Raw genomic sequence first — 17,729 nt, 5'->3', positions numbered from 1 at the left:
TTTATAGTTTTAAAATCATAAAAAAAAGCATAATTAATTCCGTTTTAGGGTTTTAATTATGCTTTTTTATTGCTTTAAACTTTAGTCTTGCAATTCAGAGGAGTCAGACAAGTCAGCCAGATTGTTTTTTAAATGTTGGCTGTCCCAACTGTGATTAGTTGCTGCAACTTGGGAATAAATATCACTCTTTAGTAACTGTTCCTGTAATTCAATTTCTTCTTTAATTGTAATCAGGTACGCCATTTTATCATGGCGTTTTTCGGCAAGTTTACGTGTGGTAATTTCATCGTATTTTATAAACTGTTGCCCTTGTCTGGTTGCCGTATATTTTCGAAGTCCTAATTCTACTAATGCATCAACACCCATATTTACAGCGCTGTATAAAGTTTCTCTGTAAATATGTTCCACTTTATGATCGATTAATTCATAGGCGTCATTTCGGTTTCGGGCACGCGTTAAAATTTTTAAATTTGGAAAGTGCTTTTTTAAGGTTTCAATGACTTGAAGATTTACGGTTGGATTATCAATGGCGGCAATGAAAACTTTAGCATTTTCACAACCTGCAGCTTTCAGTAATTCCAATCGGGTTGCATCTCCATAATAGACTTTAAAACCCATTTTTCGTAATAAATCGATTCGGTCTGAATCATAATCAAGAATAGTTGATTTTATTTGATTAGCTCTCAATAATCGACCGACTGTGCTTCCAAAATGCCCAAAACCAGCTATAATAACTGGGTTATCCTCGTCAATATAATCATTGTCTTTTTTTATTTCTTTTTCCTGAATTCGGGTGTTTGGATATATTATTCGCTCATTTATTAGTAACAGAAAAGGAGTTGCAACCATACTCATGGCTATGACTGCCATAATTTGATTGGCTAAAATATTGGGTATAATATTCAATTGCATGCAGAAACTCATGATTACAAAACCAAATTCTCCAGCCTGACTCAAACCAAATGCAAACAGTAGATTTTGATCTAATTTCTTTTTATAATACCGACTGGTAAAAAATAGAACGATGAATTTTACTAATGTTAGAATCGCTCCAAAAGCAAAAATAAATAATGGATTGTCAATAATTAATTGGAAGTTTATTGAGGCACCTACGCCCAGAAAAAACAATCCCAAAAGCAATCCTTTAAATGGTGCAATATCGCCCTCTAATTCATGGCGAAATTCAGAGTTGGCTAATACGACACCAGCCATAAAAGCACCTAATGCAGGGCTTAATCCAATTAATTGCATCATATACGAAACCCCAACTACGAGCAGTAATGCAGAAGCAGTAAACAATTCCTGTAACCTGGTTTTTGCGATTATATGCAATAACGGAACAAACAAAAAGCGGCCTGCAAAATAAATTGTCGAAATAATTCCGATTACGATTACCGTTTGCAACCAGCTCGCATAACCTGTAATTAATGATTGTGGCGCATCATTTGTAGCCTCAAGATTTACGGTTGACAAAAGAGGTAAAAAGGCTAAAATTGGGATTACGGCAATATCTTGAAAAAGTAAAACTGCAAATGAGGAGCGCCCTACTGAAGTATTTGATAATCCTTTTTCTTTTAAGGTTTGCAATACAATAGCAGTGGAAGATAATGCCAGCGCCAGTGAAATCGCTAATGTAGTTTCCCATCTCCAGTCCATAAAAAAAAGACATCCGAGAAATAGGATTATTGTCGTTCCAATTAATTGCATGGAGCCCATTCCAAGAATGAATTTCCGCATTTTCCAAAACTTACTTGGTTCTAATTCAAGACCAATTAAAAAAAGCATCATTACCACACCAAATTCTGCAAAATGCATTATATCCTGACCTTCCTGACCAATAAAACCAAGAACAAAAGGACCAATGATTATGCCCGCCAATAAATAGCCTAAAATAGAACTCAAGCCTAATTTTTTAGCAATTGGTACGCAAATTACGGCAGCAGTTAAATAAATGATTGCCTGAAGCAAAAAATTAGTATCCATATTATGTCAGTATTGTTGCAAACCATTCATTCAAGTAATGATGTTGCAAAATTTCATCCGTATCTATATCATGATTTTCTAAATAGTCCAGAAAATAGCCATAAATCAAACCATTTTTTTCATAATCTTCATCGGTCATATTATGTGTTCCGTGCACTACAAAAGGAGGTAAGTAAATCATATTACACACTTTTGCAGTTTGGTTAAAAGGTTCCAATAATTCAAGAATACTATAACGATCACTACCCGTTTCGCAATAATTTTCCTTGTCGCCACCAGTAGTAATCACCTGAAAAATAATTTTATCCTGTAATGCTTTTCCCTTTTTTCCATAAGCCCAGTTATGTTCCAGTACCATATCAATCCATTGTTTCATTAATGGCGGACAACTATACCAATACATGGGATGGTGCCAAATGATAATGTCATGCTGACTTAATAAATCTTGCTCGAATTTTACATCAATATCAAAATCAGGATAGTGTTCATATAAATCATGAAAAGTAATGTTTTCTGAATCGGGAATGTTTTCCACCAAAGCTTTATTCGCATGAGATTTCTCGAATAGCGGATGTGAAAATAGGATTAAGATTTTATTTTTTGGCATAAATTTATTTTAACTATTTAAAAGAATTATTCTGTTGATTTACACTGTTTTTATGAAAATAAAACTGCTCTAAGGTATAAAATATTGCTTAATCTTAATAATTTACTATGGTTCAAATATTATTTTTTAACGATAAACAAAAAATCCCGTCTAAACAAAATCTAAAGTTTCGTTCAGACGGGATGTATTTAGAATCTATAATTCAGGATTGCATTAATTCAACCAAAATGGATTGTGAAAAAAATGCTCTTATTTAATTTTTGGAAAGATTGGCTAATAATTTTTTGCTGCCCACAATCCAAAGAATATCATTTTTTTCTAAAATCAATTTTGATTCTGGGTTGAGTATTCTTTTTCCTCCTCTTTCCAAGCCAACAATCAAGCCGCGAGTTTTTTCACGTAATTCAGAATCACGGATGCTTTTTCCAATAAATGCTTCGTTGATGAGTTCTAACTGTTGTAATACAATATCAGATTCAGTTTCCAATGGAGAAACATCAATCTCATTTTGGTCTAAATATTTTTTAAATGCTGCCACTTGGGTATCAGTTCCAATGACACAAATTTCATCTCCGGGAAAAAGTCTTTCGTTTCTACTAGGAATATTAATCGTGATTTCTCCTCGCTTAACAAATGCGATATTAATTCCTAATTGCTCGCGAATACTTAATTCTTCTAATGTTTTTCCAGCAATATTCGAGGTTGGAGCAATTTCAAAAGTCGTCATGTGTCCGTCCCAAGGTGTCAAATCACTACGACTTCTTACCGCTTTTTTAATTTCTCGGGCGTTTAAATTTTGCAAAAAGTGATTTTCAATTTTGTGGTACTGTGCATTTAATTTTTTTGGAAAAACAAAATAGACTACTACAGCTGCAATCAGGACTAAAAAAGCGATTACAGGAGAGAAAAAGATATTCAATAAAAATCCAATATAAATCAGGGTCAATATCATTCGCAGTAAAATCATCATTAGTATTGGCCCTCGATATTTGCGCTCTTCCCTTAAAATAGCCACTTGTTTAACTGCAATGCGGCGCAAAGAAAGTGCCCATAAGAAAGGGGATAGTATCACTAATGTAATTAATGCAGCGAATATGTTTCCAAATTGTGATCCTTGAACTAAAGGTAAAATGAATTTTGATGAAAGTAAAATGACGGCCACTATAATCACGGAATGGATAATCACCTGTGTCAGAAATGCGCGTACAACGATTTGCCAGTTGCTTACTAATTTTATGGATTGTGCATTGGCACTGTAGCGTTCGATTTTTTTAATCCATTTTCTAGGTAGTTTTTTCTCCAGATATTCAGAAAAAGGAGTGGCAAATTTCACCATAAAAGGAGTCGTAAAAGTGGTCACTGCTGACACTGCCACCACAATTGGATATAGAAAATTACTGGTTACATTAAGCGTCATTCCTAATGTTGCAATAATAAAGGAGAATTCCCCAATTTGCGATAAACTCATTCCGGTTTGCACGGATTGTTTCAATGGTTGTCCCGAAAGTAAAGCTCCAATTGTTGAACTTACAGATTGTCCTATAATCACTACGAATGTCAAAATTGCGACAGGCAAGGCATATTCATATAAAGTTCCCGGATTGATCAACATTCCAACGGATACAAAGAAAACGGCACCAAAAAGGTCTTTTACAGGTTTTACCAAATGTTCTATGTGTTCGGCCTGAGTTGTTTCGGCAATGATGGAACCCATAATAAAAGCGCCTAATGCAGGAGAGAAACCAACATTGGCAGCTAGAATAACCATCATTAAACACAATGCAAGTGAGATAATTAACAGCATTTCGTCCGTTAATATGTTTTTAGCTTTTTTAAGTAAAGTTGGGATAAAAAAGATACCACCAACAAACCAAATGGTCAAGAAAAAGATTAGTTTAAGTACGGATAATAACAATTCACTTCCTGAAAACTGTTGACTCACTGCAATTGTAGAAAGTAATACCATCATCAAAATGGCAACTATATCTTGAACGATAAGCGAACCAATAACGATTCCCGCAAATTTTTGGGTTTTTACGCCCAATTCATCAAATGTTTTTAAGATAATGGTAGTGGATGAAATCGAAAGTATAACTCCTAAAAAGATACTGTCCATCGGTTTCCAGCCAATCCATTGTCCCACTAAATATCCGATGGAAACCATCGCAATAATTTGTGTTACTGCTGTAATCGATGCGGTTCCACCCACTTTCATCAGTTTCTTAAAACTGAATTCCAGTCCCAAACTAAATAATAAAAAGATTACACCAATCTCTGCCCAAACTTCTACACTTTTAATATCTTTTACGGAAGGGAAAAAATCAAAATGATTTCCTGCCAAAAATCCTGCAATTAAATACCCCAGAACCAGTGGTTGTTTTATTTTTTTAAATAACAAAACTGCCACTGCAGCTGTCATCAGGATTAATCCTAAATCACTAATTAGAGGTTGTAAGTGGTGTGATACATTTGCTACTGTTTCTGCGGTATTCATTGGCGTTTACTGATTTTTAAGGTTTTTGTGTATATTGGTAAGATATAAAAAAACTTTAATTTTTGAAGTATAATTACAGCTGAATACGGCTTTTTATGATTTTTTTAGCAATAAAAATCCCGTTGAAAAAAATTCTTATTTCTTTTCAACGGGATTTTATAAAATGGAATAATCTTTTAAAATTTATATTCCTAGGAAATTACTAGGAGTGATTTGCATCAATTCAGCCTTAATTTCATCCGAAACTTCTAAGGTTGCAATAAAACCGTGAATTGCATTTTTATCAATCGCTTCATTGGTTCTGGTCAATCCTTTTAACGCTTCATACGGATTTGGATATCCTTCACGACGTAAAATTGTTTGAATTGCTTCTGCAACTACAGCCCAGTTTTTCTCTAAATCTTCGTGGAATTTTGGCTCATTCAATAACAATTTGTTTAATCCTTTCAAAGTGGCTTCAAAAGCGATTAATGTATGTCCCATTGGTACACCAGTATTTCTCAAAACGGTACTGTCAGTCAAATCACGTTGTAATCTTGACAATGGTAATTTAGCAGATAAATGTTCGAAAATAGCATTGGCAATACCTAAGTTTCCTTCTGAATTTTCAAAATCAATTGGGTTTACTTTATGTGGCATCGCTGATGAGCCAATTTCTCCCGCTTTGATTTTTTGTTTGAAATATTCCATCGAAACATACGTCCAGATATCTCGGTCTAAATCAATGATGATCGTATTTATTCTTTTCAATGCATCAAAAAAGGCTGCGAAATGATCGTAATGTTCAATTTGCGTAGTAGGGAAGGAGTGGTGTAAACCAAGGTTTTCTTCTACAAATTTCCCTCCAAATTTTCTCCAGTCAATTTGAGGATACGCTACGTGATGTGCGTTATAATTTCCTGTTGCACCACCAAATTTAGCCGCAAAAGGAACATTAAACAACAAACGCATTTGCTCTTCTAAACGTTCTACAAAAACACCAATTTCTTTACCCAAACGAGTTGGAGAAGCCGGTTGTCCATGTGTACGGGCAAGCATTGGAACGTCCTTCCATTCGATACTTAAATCTTTCAATTTTGAAGTTAAAGTAATCAAAGAAGGCATGTATACTTTCTCGAAAGCTTCTTTTGTAGATAGCGGAATCGCCGTATTATTAATATCTTGAGAAGTCAATCCAAAATGAATAAACTCTTTGTATTCTGATAATCCTAGTTTTTCAAAAGCATCTTTGATAAAGTATTCCACCGCTTTTACATCGTGGTTGGTTACTTTTTCTGTTTCTTTTATCCAAAGTGCATCTTCAGTAGAGAAGTTTTTATAGATGTTACGTAAACTCTTGAATAAATCTGGGTTTACATTTTTTAATTGTGGCAAAGGCACTTCGCACAAAGCAATGAAATATTCAATTTCAACCAATACGCGGTATTTGATTAAGGCTTCTTCAGAGAAAAATGGAGCCAGAGAAATAGTCTTGTTTCTATATCTTCCGTCGATTGGCGATATAGCATTCAATTCGTTTAAAGTAGTCATTGTTTTGTTGTTTGTTCGAAAGGCACAAATATAAACCTTTCGAGACAAATTAGAAAACTAATGGTTTTTAAATAAACTCGATAAGCTTCTTTTTTAGTGTTTTCATTCCTTCAGAAGCCACTTCTGGAATTACTTCCAATGGATTTCTAAGATTTGGGATTTTTATAGGTTTTGGATCAATATAAAAAACTGGAGTTTCGGGATGCGTAAAATCGATTAATCCTGCCGCTGGATATACTTGTAATGAAGTCCCTATAACAGCAAAATAATCCGCATTTTGGGTTATTGCAATCGCTTCATCAAGAGCTGGAACTTCCTCGCCAAACCAAACAATGTGCGGGCGCAATTGATTTTTGTTTTCATCTAAATCGCCAAAATTCAAATCCTCCTGCCAGTCCAGAATATAATTTGGGTTTCGTGTACTTCTTACTTTCAATAACTCACCGTGCAAATGCAACACATTAGTACTTCCGGCGCGTTCGTGTAAATCATCTACATTTTGGGTAATAATGTAAACATCAAATTCCTTTTCTAATTCAGCCAGAATTTGATGACCCAAATTGGGTGCTACTTCCTTGAGTTGTTTTCGTCTTTGATTGTAAAAATCCAGCACCAAAGCCGGGTTTTTACGCCAGCCTTCGGGAGTTGCGACATCCATAACGTTATGGCCCTCCCAAAGTCCGTCACTGTCACGGAAAGTTTTTATACCACTTTCGGCACTGATTCCGGCACCAGTCAAAACCACTAATTTCTTTTTCATTATTTTTAAATATTAAGGAACACAGATGACACGGATTAAACAAATTAAAACGGATTTTTTAAAATTTATTTAAAGTTATTTGTGAAAATCCGTTAAATCTGTGTCATCTGTATTCTATTTTTATTTTAGCTTTTATTAAAAAATAAAACTACTCTTTTTTAGTATTTTTGCCAAAAAAATAACCTATAATGATTGATGTCGATTACCTTAATTTTCTTGAAAATATCTTAACGGATAACCGCAAAGAAAAATTTCTGAAAGTATTGGAAAACAGAACCAAGCATTTTACGATTGCTGTTGAGGATATTTTTCAAATGCACAATACAAGCGCAGTGATGCGCAGTTGTGAGATTTTTGGGATTCAGGAATTGAATGTTATCGAGCAGCGTTACGGAAAAAGTATCGACAAAGAAATTGCAATGGGTGCCCAAAAATGGGTTGACATCAATACATTCGACAGTATTTCTAATTGTGTGGATACATTAAAAAGTAAGGGCTACCAAATCATTGCCACTACGCCGCATGAAAATGATTGTTTGATGGAAGATTTTGATATTTCTAAACCGAGTGCCTTATTTTTTGGAACCGAAAGAGACGGATTATCAGAGGAAATTTTACAACGCGCCGATGGTTTTCTAAAAATTCCGATGGTGGGTTTTACTGAAAGTTTAAATATCTCGGTTTCGGCGGCGATCATCATTCAAAATCTGACGAATCGATTGCGCAATTCAAACATTGACTGGCATTTATCCGAAAATGAAATTTTAGAAAAGCGTTTGGCTTGGGCCAAAAATTCCATAAAAGATATTAAGCGGATTGAAGAACGGTATTTTGAGGAGAATCCAAGTTAGTGTAAACGAACGCTTAAATTAGATTGTAACGGTTTGCTGAGTCATTGCAAGGAACGACCTGTTCGCCGTGGCGAAAGCAATCACATCTAGTATTTTCTTTCATCTGTGTTGCTTTTCATGACAAGAGTTACAAATTGAAACTAACCATTCTATTGGCTCTTTTCCGATATTCCTTTTTGCGTATCTTTTGTGATGAACTTGAGTAGCTTTTCCACCACAATACACACAACGCCAATTATCTCTTTTAAAAACAACTGCTCGTTTTCGTTGCCATACATCTGATTTTAGATATGTATTTCTGTAATAATCACGTCTATGCCGACGTTTCATTTCGAACCACAACCATTTAAGAATTACTCCTCCAAATAGAAGAATTAATAAAAGTATAATCTTTTTATTTTCTGGACTTATTACCATACTCATTTTCTTTTCGTTAGATTTTCTATGAGATTCATGAAAGTCAACTACTTTATGACGTTTTAATATACTCTCAAATTATAAAAATTGCGCAAAGTCAGAGACATTTGCGCAGCATTTACTAAAAATTTATTTGATTTCAGGGATACTTTGCGGAGCGGTCATTATTTGGTAAATACATCTATTGAAAAGCATTCCGTATATCCAGGAAATTGATTTTTTGGCAAATAAGAATACTCAACGTATTCTTCATGAAGGGATTCTTCCAATTGCATGATTGAATACAATGTACCTGATAAAATAGAAACGACTTCTATGGAATAACCTGATTCTCGTTCAATTGTCGTTCTTCTTCTGTGAACATCGTTCGAGATTCCAATTTTGTAAAAGTCCTCAGAATTACCAGTTAGACGGAAATAATAGAGATTACAATTAATATCTCTTAATTCTTGTGGTAACAACTCTGATCTCCATTTTCCACGATGTAGTTGCCGAGCACATGTTGGACATCCTTGACCAGATAAATGTCTATGACCGCGTTGTTCGAACCATCCATGCTTTTTGCAATATATCCGAACAGGTTCCGATAACATTAGAAAAGATGATTGGTCATATTGATAAATATTTCCGTGACATTTTATCGCTCCTTGAAAAAACTCAGACCATGAAATTCGCTTATTTATTCCACGGTTTTCTTCAAAACACTTACTGCAACCTTGCTTAATCCACAAATGATTTCTGGCTTTAATCAAAAATTTTCCATGTTTTGGGCAGACTACTGAAATCATTGATTCTGGATTGATATAATCCTTGATTGGGTACGAAAAGAAATTATTATGTGCTTCGATACATCTATTGAAAAAATCCTCTATGCTTAATTTTCGGGACTTTTCGGTTCGTTCTCGGCCACATTTAGGACATCCAAATCCAGAAAGATGATTGCTTGGCGTTTGTTTAAAAGTTCCATGTGTTGTACAAATGATTTCTATTTTTGTTTTGTTGCCATTATATTCAAAATCCGTGTAATCATAAATTTCTCCATGAACGGAAATTGCTTTCGAAATAAAACTTTTAGCAGAATTTTCCTTTCTTAATTTCCCTTGTTGTAACCGACCACAATCTGGGCAATCTGTTCCGCGGATATGATGGTCGGGAGTTTGCCAAAATGATCCATGAATTGGGCAAATTATTTCAACTTTTCCTTTCATCTTTGAAAATGAAACATTCTGATACTCATATTTGTTACCATGAGTTTGCTTGAAACGTAATATTATTTCCTCACTATTTATTTTTTTTGACATTACCAATTTAGAAACTGAATATTAGAGGTAGTTTAGTTTTCTTGTTTTTCATCTAACAAAATCGCGATTTTTTCCAAAGCCGAGGGATGCTTATCTAATTGTGAAACAGTCAGACCTGCAATTAAAATGTCGTTTCGTTGAATTTGGACAGCAATCGAAAGCAATTCGAAATCCGTTAGTTTTGGATAACCTGATTTCAGGTCGTCATAATACTTGTTCAAACTTTTAAAATTTTCCATATTATTTATTTTTAGGTTACATTATCTCTCAATATAATTACTCTTGTCCATTCACGCTTCGCAGACTTGCAGGTAACTAGTATATAGCTCTGACGCTATCATACTTATCACCCCAAAATTAGGAAGATAGTCCTAATAGTCATCAAATTTATTTAGCTAATATATAAATAAATCGTTGAAAATACTTATAAATAGTAATAAGTAATTAATCGTTAAAGATATATTCTTCCACTGCAGGATCATTACGTAAAACCGTAAACGGAGTTATTTATCACAAAATCCCTAGCCCCGATAGCAGTGGAAAGCCTATGCCGGTTGAAAACCACTTTTTTCTGGTGGTGGCAGAGCGACCAAAGGAAGCTCCTGACAGCAGCTAGAAAAAGGGTTTGAAACCAAATAGCTTGCAGCGTAGGGCGGGAATTGCTCCTGAAATAAATTCAGGATAAATCCTGAAAAAGATTGAAAAAGATTGAAAAAGATTGAAAAAGATTGAAAAAGATTGAAAAAGATTGAAAAAGATTGAAAAAGATTGAAAAAGATTGAAAAAGATTGAAAAAGATTGAAAAAAGATTTAAAAAAAGATCCTGAAATGAATTCAGGATAAAATTCAGGATAAAAAAATTCCCCAACTACTTTCGTAATTGGGGAATTTAATTTTAAAGAATCGAAACGGTTATTAGTTAACGATAACCCATTGTCCTGAAGCGATTAAGCTTTCGGCTTTTTTGTATTTCATTTCTTGAATTTGTCCGTTTGCCACGTTTTGAATCGTAACGTTGTCATTGCGATTGATTTTTGGCATATCTCTCACGATAGTTTCCGTTACTTGTCGTTGTTGCGTTTCACCAGCTTCACGATTTATATTTTCGCTATTTGGAATTTCGTCTTTGCTCAATTTATAGTCTTCTTGTTGGCGAACTTCTTTTGCTTCTTGAATTTGTTGATTCTCTTGAGCCGGTAAATCACCTTTGAACAAGAATGAAATCACTTCCTTGTTTACATTGTCAATCATTGCTCTAAACAAATTGAATGCTTCCAATTTGTAAATAAGTAATGGATCTTTTTGTTCGTGAACCGCAAGTTGAACCGATTGTTTCAACTCATCCATTTTACGTAAGTGTTTCTTCCAAGCTTCATCTACAATGGATAAAGTGATATTTTTTTCGAAATCAGCCACCAGTTGAGCTCCCTCAGTTTCGTAGGCTTTTTTCAAATCAGTAACCACATTCAACGATTTGATTCCATCTGTAAAAGGAACTACGATGCGTTCAAATTGATTGTTTTTATCTTCGTAAACACTTTTTATGATTGGGAATGCTTCTCTGGCACTTCTCTCGGTTTTCTCTGTATAATATTCAAGCGTAGCTTTGTATATTTTACCGGTTAATTCCATTTCACTCAATTTACTGAATTCACTTTCAGTAACTGGCGATGTGATTGAGAAATAGCGAATCAATTCGAATTCAAAGTTCTTGAAATTATTTGATGCTTTGTTTTGGTCAACGATCAATTCACAAGTATCGTAAAGCATGTTTGCAATATCTAATTTCAAACGTTCTCCAAACAATGCATGACGACGACGTTTGTACACTACTTCACGTTGTGCGTTCATTACATCATCATATTCCAATAAACGTTTACGAACACCAAAGTTGTTTTCTTCTACTTTTTTCTGAGCACGTTCGATAGATTTAGTCATCATAGAATGCTGAATCACTTCACCTTCCTGCAATCCCATTCTGTCCATCACTTTAGCCACTCTTTCAGAACCAAACAAACGCATTAGGTTGTCTTCAAGAGAAACATAAAACTGGGAACTTCCTGGGTCACCTTGACGTCCTGCACGACCACGTAACTGACGGTCTACACGACGGGAATCATGACGCTCTGTTCCTACAATTGCTAATCCACCAGCGGCTTTTACTTCGGCAGATAATTTAATATCGGTACCACGACCAGCCATATTGGTTGCAATCGTTACCACACCAGGTTTTCCTGCTTCTTCAACAATTTGTGCTTCTTGTTTGTGCATTTTTGCATTCAAGACATTGTGTGCAACGCCTCTCATTTTCAACATTCGGCTTAATAATTCTGAAATCTCTACAGAAGTTGTACCAATAAGAACCGGTCTTCCTGCATTAGATAATTCAGTTACGTCTTCGATAACGGCATTGAATTTTTCACGAGTAGTTTTATAAATAAAATCCTCTTTGTCTTTTCTGGCCATTCCTCTGTTCGTAGGAATTTCTACAACGTCTAGTTTATATATTTGCCATAACTCACCCGCTTCAGTTACTGCAGTTCCAGTCATTCCTCCCAGTTTGTTGTACATTCTGAAATAATTCTGTAACGTAACGGTTGCAAATGTTTGAGTTGCAGCTTCGATTTTTACATTTTCTTTGGCTTCAATCGCTTGGTGCAATCCGTCAGAATAACGGCGACCGTCCATGATACGACCTGTTTGCTCATCAACAATCATGATTTTGTTATCCATGATTACATATTCAACATCTTTTTCGAATAAAGCATAGGCTTTCAAAAGTTGTGTCAAAGTATGAATACGCTCACTTTTTACTCCAAAATCTTGAAACAATTGTTCTTTTTCTTCGGCTTCAGTGTCTTTATCTAATTTTTTCTTTTCGATTGCGGCAATTTCAGTTCCAATGTCCGGAAGTACAAAAAAGTCAGCATCAGTATCTCCAGAAAGGTATTTAATTCCGTTATCGGTCAATTCAACCTGATTGTTTTTTTCTTCAATAACAAAATACAATGCCTCATCAATCTTGTGCATTTCTCTTTTGTTATCCTGCATGTATTGATTTTCGGTTTTTTGAAGTAATTGTTTAATTCCTTCTTCACTCAAAAATTTAATTAATGCTTTGTTTTTTGGTAACGCTCTGTAAGCTCTTAACAATTGGAATCCACCTTCTTTAGTATTTCCCTCTTTAATTAATTTTTTTGCTTCAGATAAGAAACCGTTAGCCAATTGTCTTTGTATGCTAACTAAGTTTTCAATTTTTGGTTTCAATTCATTAAACTCATGACGATCTCCTTGCGGAACCGGTCCTGAAATAATCAATGGTGTTCTGGCATCATCAATTAAAACTGAATCGACCTCATCGACAATCGCGTAATTGTGTTTTCGTTGCACTAAATCTTCTGGCGAATGCGCCATGTTATCTCTTAAGTAGTCAAAACCAAACTCATTATTGGTTCCGTAAGTGATATCAGCATCGTAGGCTTTTTTTCTTCCTTCAGAACTTGGTTGGTAATTGTCAATACATTCTACAGTCATACCGTGAAATTCGAATAATGGCGCTTTCCAAGTACTATCTCTTTTTGCCAAATAATCATTCACAGTTACTAAATGCACACCGTTTCCAGTTAAAGCATTTAAGTAAAGCGGTAAAGTTGCCACTAATGTTTTTCCTTCACCTGTTTGCATTTCAGCTACTTTTCCTTCATGTAAAACCATTCCGCCAATTAATTGTACGTCATAGTGAATCATGTCCCAAGTAATTTCTTTTCCTGCAGCACTCCATGAATTTGCCCAAACTGCATTGTCACCATCTAAGGTAATGTAGGTTTTAGTAGCAGAAAGTTCACGATCTTTAGGTGTAGCGGTTACCACTATTTGAGTGTTGTCTTTGAAACGTCTTGCTGTTTCTTTTACAACGGCAAATGCTTCCGGAAGAATTTCCATCAACGTTTTTTCGGAGATATCGTAAGCTTCTTTTTCTAATGCGTCAATAGCAACATAAATATCTTCTCTCTTGTCAATATCTTCAATGCTTTCCACTTCTAGTTTCAGCGCCGCAATTTTTGCATCTTTTTCAGCACGTGCCTGTTTGATTCTATCTTTGAAAAAAGCAGTGCGTCCTCTAAGATCATCATTAGATAATGCCATCAGAGGAGTTTCAAAAGCTTTAATTTTGGTAAGATACGGTTGTAAAGCTTTGACATCTTTTTGGGATTTATCCCCAACAAAGACTTTAATAATACTATTTATAAAACTCATAATATGTTTTTATTTCTGTTTGTGTAATTCTGTAAATTTAAACAAAAAAAAGCCTCTTTTGAGACTTTTTCTTGGTTTACTTTTTAATATTCATCCTCATTCCAAAGATAATCTTCGTCAGTTGGATAATCTGGCCAAATTTCTTCCATTGATTCATATATCTCGCCTTCATCCTCTATAGATTGAAGGTTTTCTACTACTTCTAATGGAGCTCCTGCTCTAATAGCGTAGTCAATAAGTTCGTCTTTGTTAGCAGGCCACGGTGCATCGCTTAAATAAGATGCTAATTCTAATGTCCAATACATGTGTTGTCGATTTAGTTTTGTGCAAAAATAAATTTTTTACTGAAAAAGACAAGTAAAAAATCATTTATTTTTAGTTAAAGTTAAGAACGTTTTGTTGATTGCTGATTTTTGATTTCAGATTAACGATTTTTGATTTTTTAAATACATCTGAAATCAAAAATCGTTAATCTTCAATCTGAAATCCTATTTCCTTGGAATCCATTGAACTTCGGCAGTGTTCAAATCATGAGACAACTTTCGTGCCAACACAAAAAGGTAGTCAGAAAGTCGGTTTAAGTACTTGATTGCTATTTCAGGAACGGGTTCATTGTGGCTTAAATGAACGGATAAACGCTCTGCTCTGCGACAAACACAACGTGCAATATGACAATATGACACAGTAGTATGTCCGCCTGGAAGTACAAAATGAGTCATTGGCGGCAATGCTTCTTCCATAGCGTCAATTTCATTTTCCAATAATTCAATGTCAGATTCTATAATCCCCAAATTTTTTAAACGAAGTTCGCCGTTTTTCATCACTTCTTTTTCCGGTGGCGTTGCTAATATTGCGCCAACAGTAAATAGACGATCTTGGATTTCGATAAGGATTTCTTTGTAATGTGCATTCATTTCCTGATCGCGAATCAGACCAATATGAGAATTCAATTCGTCAACAGTTCCGTAGCTTTCAATTCGGGCATGGTCTTTTGGTACTCTGGTTCCGCCAAAAAGTGCTGTTGTTCCTTTATCTCCAGTCTTTGTATATACTTTCATCTACCGTTTATTTGATTTAAAAAACAAATTTAGCGTATTAATTCCACTATTGCTGCAACAAATCGTTCCAGTGAATTTTCACTGAGATTGAAATATAAATCAGGTTCAATGCATTCAATTTCCATTAAATACAGTTCGTTCTCAATAAGGATTCCGTCTACTCGCGCATACAGTAAATTTTCTGGGAATGTATTGACAATTTTTTGCGCTTTTTCAATTAGTTCCTGACTGGGTTGAACCAAATTGTATTTTCCTCCAAAAAGGGATTGTACTCTAAAATCGCCATCCACGGGTTTTTTATTGACCGCATGTGAGAATTTTTTATTGAAAAAGATAAAAGAAGTTTCGCCCAATGTTTGAATCTCGGGCATAAATTCCTGTAAAAGTAACTCTTTCTCAGCAGCAATACTTTTATATTTTGTGCTTATTTCCTGAATTTCGGATACGTCAAAAACTTCGGTGAGATAGGAACCAGCAGAAAATGCGGGTTTTATAACCGCTTTTTTCCAGTGTGTAGGTATCAATTCAGCAAGATTAAGATGATCTGTTTTATCAATGAAAACGGTTGGCAAAATGGTGATTCCCTGCTGTTCCATTTCACGCAAGTAAAACTTATGTATGTTTTGCTTGATTACTTCAATAGGATTTAGTGTTTTGATTCCCAGTTTTTCTATTTGGTCGAGCCAAATTTTAAACTCGGTTTCTTTCTCGAAATAATCCCAAGTATTGCGAAAAATCAGATAATCAAAATCAGTCCAATTGATGTTTTTGTCGCTCCAGATTGCGGCGCTGGCTTCTATATTATGTTTAGCTAATGCCGGAATTATTTTTTGATCTTCGGGATTTAGGTTTGGAAGTTTTTCGCAGGTTAGTATGGCGATTTTCATTTTTTGGTAGGTGTTATTTGGAATTTTAAACGCAATCGTAATTTGGATTTCCTAGCCCGGATAAAAGCGATATCCTCTTTCTTGTCATTCAAACGAAGGAAGAATGACAAGAAAGAGATACAAGCGGATAGCCGGAAGCAGCTCCTGAAAAAAAACTATTTAGAAGTATCGCTTTCTATAAGTCCGTCACGTAAGCGAATTACGCGATTGGCGTAAGCGGCGATTTCTTCCTCGTGTGTTACCAAAATTACGGTATTTCCATTGGCGTGGATGTCTCCAAAAAGTTTCATGATTTCTAATGATGTTTTACTGTCCAGATTTCCGGTAGGTTCATCGGCAAGAATGATGGACGGTTTGTTGACCAAAGCACGGGCGATTGCCACACGCTGGCGTTGTCCACCTGAAAGCTGATTGGGTTGGTGGTCCATTCTGTCTGCAAGATTTACTTGTTCTAAAACTTCGGTAGCTCTTGCTTTTCTTTCTGATTTTGAAAATCCGGCATAAATCATGGGTAAAGCCACGTTATCTAATGCGGTGGTTCTGGGTAAAAGGTTGAAAGTCTGGAAAACAAATCCTATTTCTTTGTTTCGAATTTCGGCTAATTCATCATCTTTCATCTGGCTGACGTCTTTTCCGTTGAGGATGTAGCTCCCGGAAGTTGGTGTGTCTAAACAACCTAATAAATTCATTAAAGTTGATTTTCCAGATCCTGAAGGTCCCATTAATGCTACATATTCGCCTTTGTTTATTTCTAAATCAATGCCTTTAAGAACATAAACGATTTCATTTCCAAGTACAAAATCTCGTTTGATATTGGTTATTTTGATTAGCGGGTTTGCCATTAGAATATATGATTTTGACCTTCGACGGAGCGTAGGCTGCTATTAAATTAGATTTTAAAAGTACAAAAGACTTTTGAATTATTAATAAGTAGTTGTTTTTTAAAATTTGTTACATTTTGCGCCTTAATTTTAAATAAGAACTAACTTTTTTAAAATCAAACAATTGCGTTTTTTGCTAATTTCTTTTAAAAGGCAATTTTTAATACATAGAATCAGCCGTAATTATTTATACTATTTCAGGGTTAGTTTATATAATTCACACTTTATTTCTCTTTATTTCATAATTATATGTAATATTTATAAGATTTTTGGATTATAATTATGAATCGAATAATGTTACTTAAATTTACATAAATAATATTAATCAAATCAAGTAGTTATGAAAAGTACAAAAATGGTGTTAGGAATAGCGGTAATCGCTTTAGGATTTACTTCATGTAAAGATGAGAAAGCTGAACAAGCAGAAAAAACGGTAGATACGTATGTAATGTATGTTGATTCATTAGGAAATGTTGCTTCAGAGGATGCTAAAGCAAACTGGCAAGGAATTGAAGCTACGTATCAATTAAGAAGCGGAGATGCTCAAGCAGCCTTGGCAAATATGAAAGATAACGCAGAAGCGCAAGAACGTCAGGCAGTGAAAAAACCTCTTTTTTCTAATATAATCTTCAAATTTCACGATACCACAATTCAAATAAGGCCTTTTAAGAAGCCGCTTTTTTTAGGCTGCAAATTTACTTTG

14 protein-coding genes and 1 pseudogene are annotated in these 17,729 nt (G+C 34.8%); 2 read left to right on the top strand and 13 right to left on the bottom strand.

The window, feature by feature from the left end:
- Positions 1-81 precede the first annotated feature (81 nt).
- From QLS31_RS13410 to QLS31_RS13390, 5 genes are all read right to left on the bottom strand, one after another.
- Positions 82-1,983, bottom strand: a complete 1,902-nt coding sequence (locus QLS31_RS13410) for a monovalent cation:proton antiporter-2 (CPA2) family protein (protein WP_121341468.1) — start codon at positions 1,981-1,983, stop codon at positions 82-84.
- A 1-nt stretch (position 1,984) separates the two neighbouring features.
- Entirely contained in the window at positions 1,985-2,590 is a 606-nt protein-coding gene (locus QLS31_RS13405; protein ID WP_099715963.1) for an NAD(P)H-dependent oxidoreductase, read from the bottom strand.
- Between the two features lie 253 nt (positions 2,591-2,843).
- Positions 2,844-5,084, bottom strand: coding sequence for a cation:proton antiporter (locus QLS31_RS13400; RefSeq protein ID WP_282744280.1), 2,241 nt, complete (start codon positions 5,082-5,084; stop codon positions 2,844-2,846).
- A 183-nt stretch (positions 5,085-5,267) separates the two neighbouring features.
- Entirely contained in the window at positions 5,268-6,614 is a 1,347-nt protein-coding gene (gene purB / locus QLS31_RS13395) for an adenylosuccinate lyase (RefSeq protein WP_282744279.1), read from the bottom strand.
- 67 nt (positions 6,615-6,681) lie between these two features.
- Entirely contained in the window at positions 6,682-7,374 is a 693-nt protein-coding gene (locus QLS31_RS13390; RefSeq protein WP_282744278.1) for an NAD-dependent deacylase, read from the bottom strand.
- A gap of 188 nt (positions 7,375-7,562) precedes the next feature.
- Between QLS31_RS13390 and QLS31_RS13385 the strand changes: the two genes are divergently transcribed.
- Positions 7,563-8,225, top strand: a complete 663-nt coding sequence (locus tag QLS31_RS13385) for an RNA methyltransferase (RefSeq protein WP_282744277.1) — start codon at positions 7,563-7,565, stop codon at positions 8,223-8,225.
- A gap of 99 nt (positions 8,226-8,324) precedes the next feature.
- Here QLS31_RS13385 and QLS31_RS13380 read toward each other — a convergent pair whose 3' ends face one another.
- The 8 genes from QLS31_RS13380 to QLS31_RS13345 form a co-directional block, all read right to left on the bottom strand.
- Positions 8,325-8,648, bottom strand: a complete 324-nt coding sequence (locus QLS31_RS13380; RefSeq protein WP_282744276.1) for an HNH endonuclease — start codon at positions 8,646-8,648, stop codon at positions 8,325-8,327.
- 158 nt (positions 8,649-8,806) lie between these two features.
- A complete protein-coding gene (locus QLS31_RS13375; RefSeq protein WP_282744275.1) occupies positions 8,807-9,943 on the bottom strand; it encodes a hypothetical protein in 1,137 nt (378 codons plus the stop codon).
- Positions 9,944-9,975: 32 nt separating this feature from the next.
- Positions 9,976-10,182: a hypothetical protein gene (locus QLS31_RS13370; protein ID WP_282744274.1), complete on the bottom strand. Its 207-nt coding sequence runs from the start codon at positions 10,180-10,182 to the stop codon at positions 9,976-9,978.
- A 676-nt stretch (positions 10,183-10,858) separates the two neighbouring features.
- Positions 10,859-14,200 carry a preprotein translocase subunit SecA gene (gene secA / locus QLS31_RS13365; RefSeq protein WP_282744273.1) on the bottom strand — a complete coding sequence of 1,114 codons (3,342 nt, stop codon included), beginning with the start codon at positions 14,198-14,200 and terminating at the stop codon, positions 10,859-10,861.
- 83 nt (positions 14,201-14,283) lie between these two features.
- Positions 14,284-14,505, bottom strand: coding sequence for a DUF2795 domain-containing protein (locus QLS31_RS13360; protein WP_007138072.1), 222 nt, complete (start codon positions 14,503-14,505; stop codon positions 14,284-14,286).
- A gap of 183 nt (positions 14,506-14,688) precedes the next feature.
- Entirely contained in the window at positions 14,689-15,258 is a 570-nt protein-coding gene (locus QLS31_RS13355) for a cob(I)yrinic acid a,c-diamide adenosyltransferase (RefSeq protein ID WP_282744272.1), read from the bottom strand.
- 29 nt (positions 15,259-15,287) lie between these two features.
- Positions 15,288-16,145, bottom strand: coding sequence for a hypothetical protein (locus QLS31_RS13350; RefSeq protein ID WP_282744271.1), 858 nt, complete (start codon positions 16,143-16,145; stop codon positions 15,288-15,290).
- 155 nt (positions 16,146-16,300) lie between these two features.
- A complete protein-coding gene (locus QLS31_RS13345; RefSeq protein WP_099715952.1) occupies positions 16,301-16,987 on the bottom strand; it encodes an ABC transporter ATP-binding protein in 687 nt (228 codons plus the stop codon).
- A gap of 379 nt (positions 16,988-17,366) precedes the next feature.
- On the opposite strand from QLS31_RS13345, the pseudogene QLS31_RS13340 reads away from it, so the two are divergent.
- A pseudogene (locus QLS31_RS13340) lies at positions 17,367-17,729 on the top strand (hypothetical protein); the annotation flags it as partial.

It is taken from the genome of Flavobacterium sp. XS2P24 (genome assembly GCF_030010285.1).
In the GTDB taxonomy this organism is placed as follows: domain Bacteria; phylum Bacteroidota; class Bacteroidia; order Flavobacteriales; family Flavobacteriaceae; genus Flavobacterium; species Flavobacterium algoritolerans.
The sequence above is the reverse complement of the archived record's forward strand: the minus strand, read 5'-3'. Positions and strand labels throughout refer to the sequence as shown.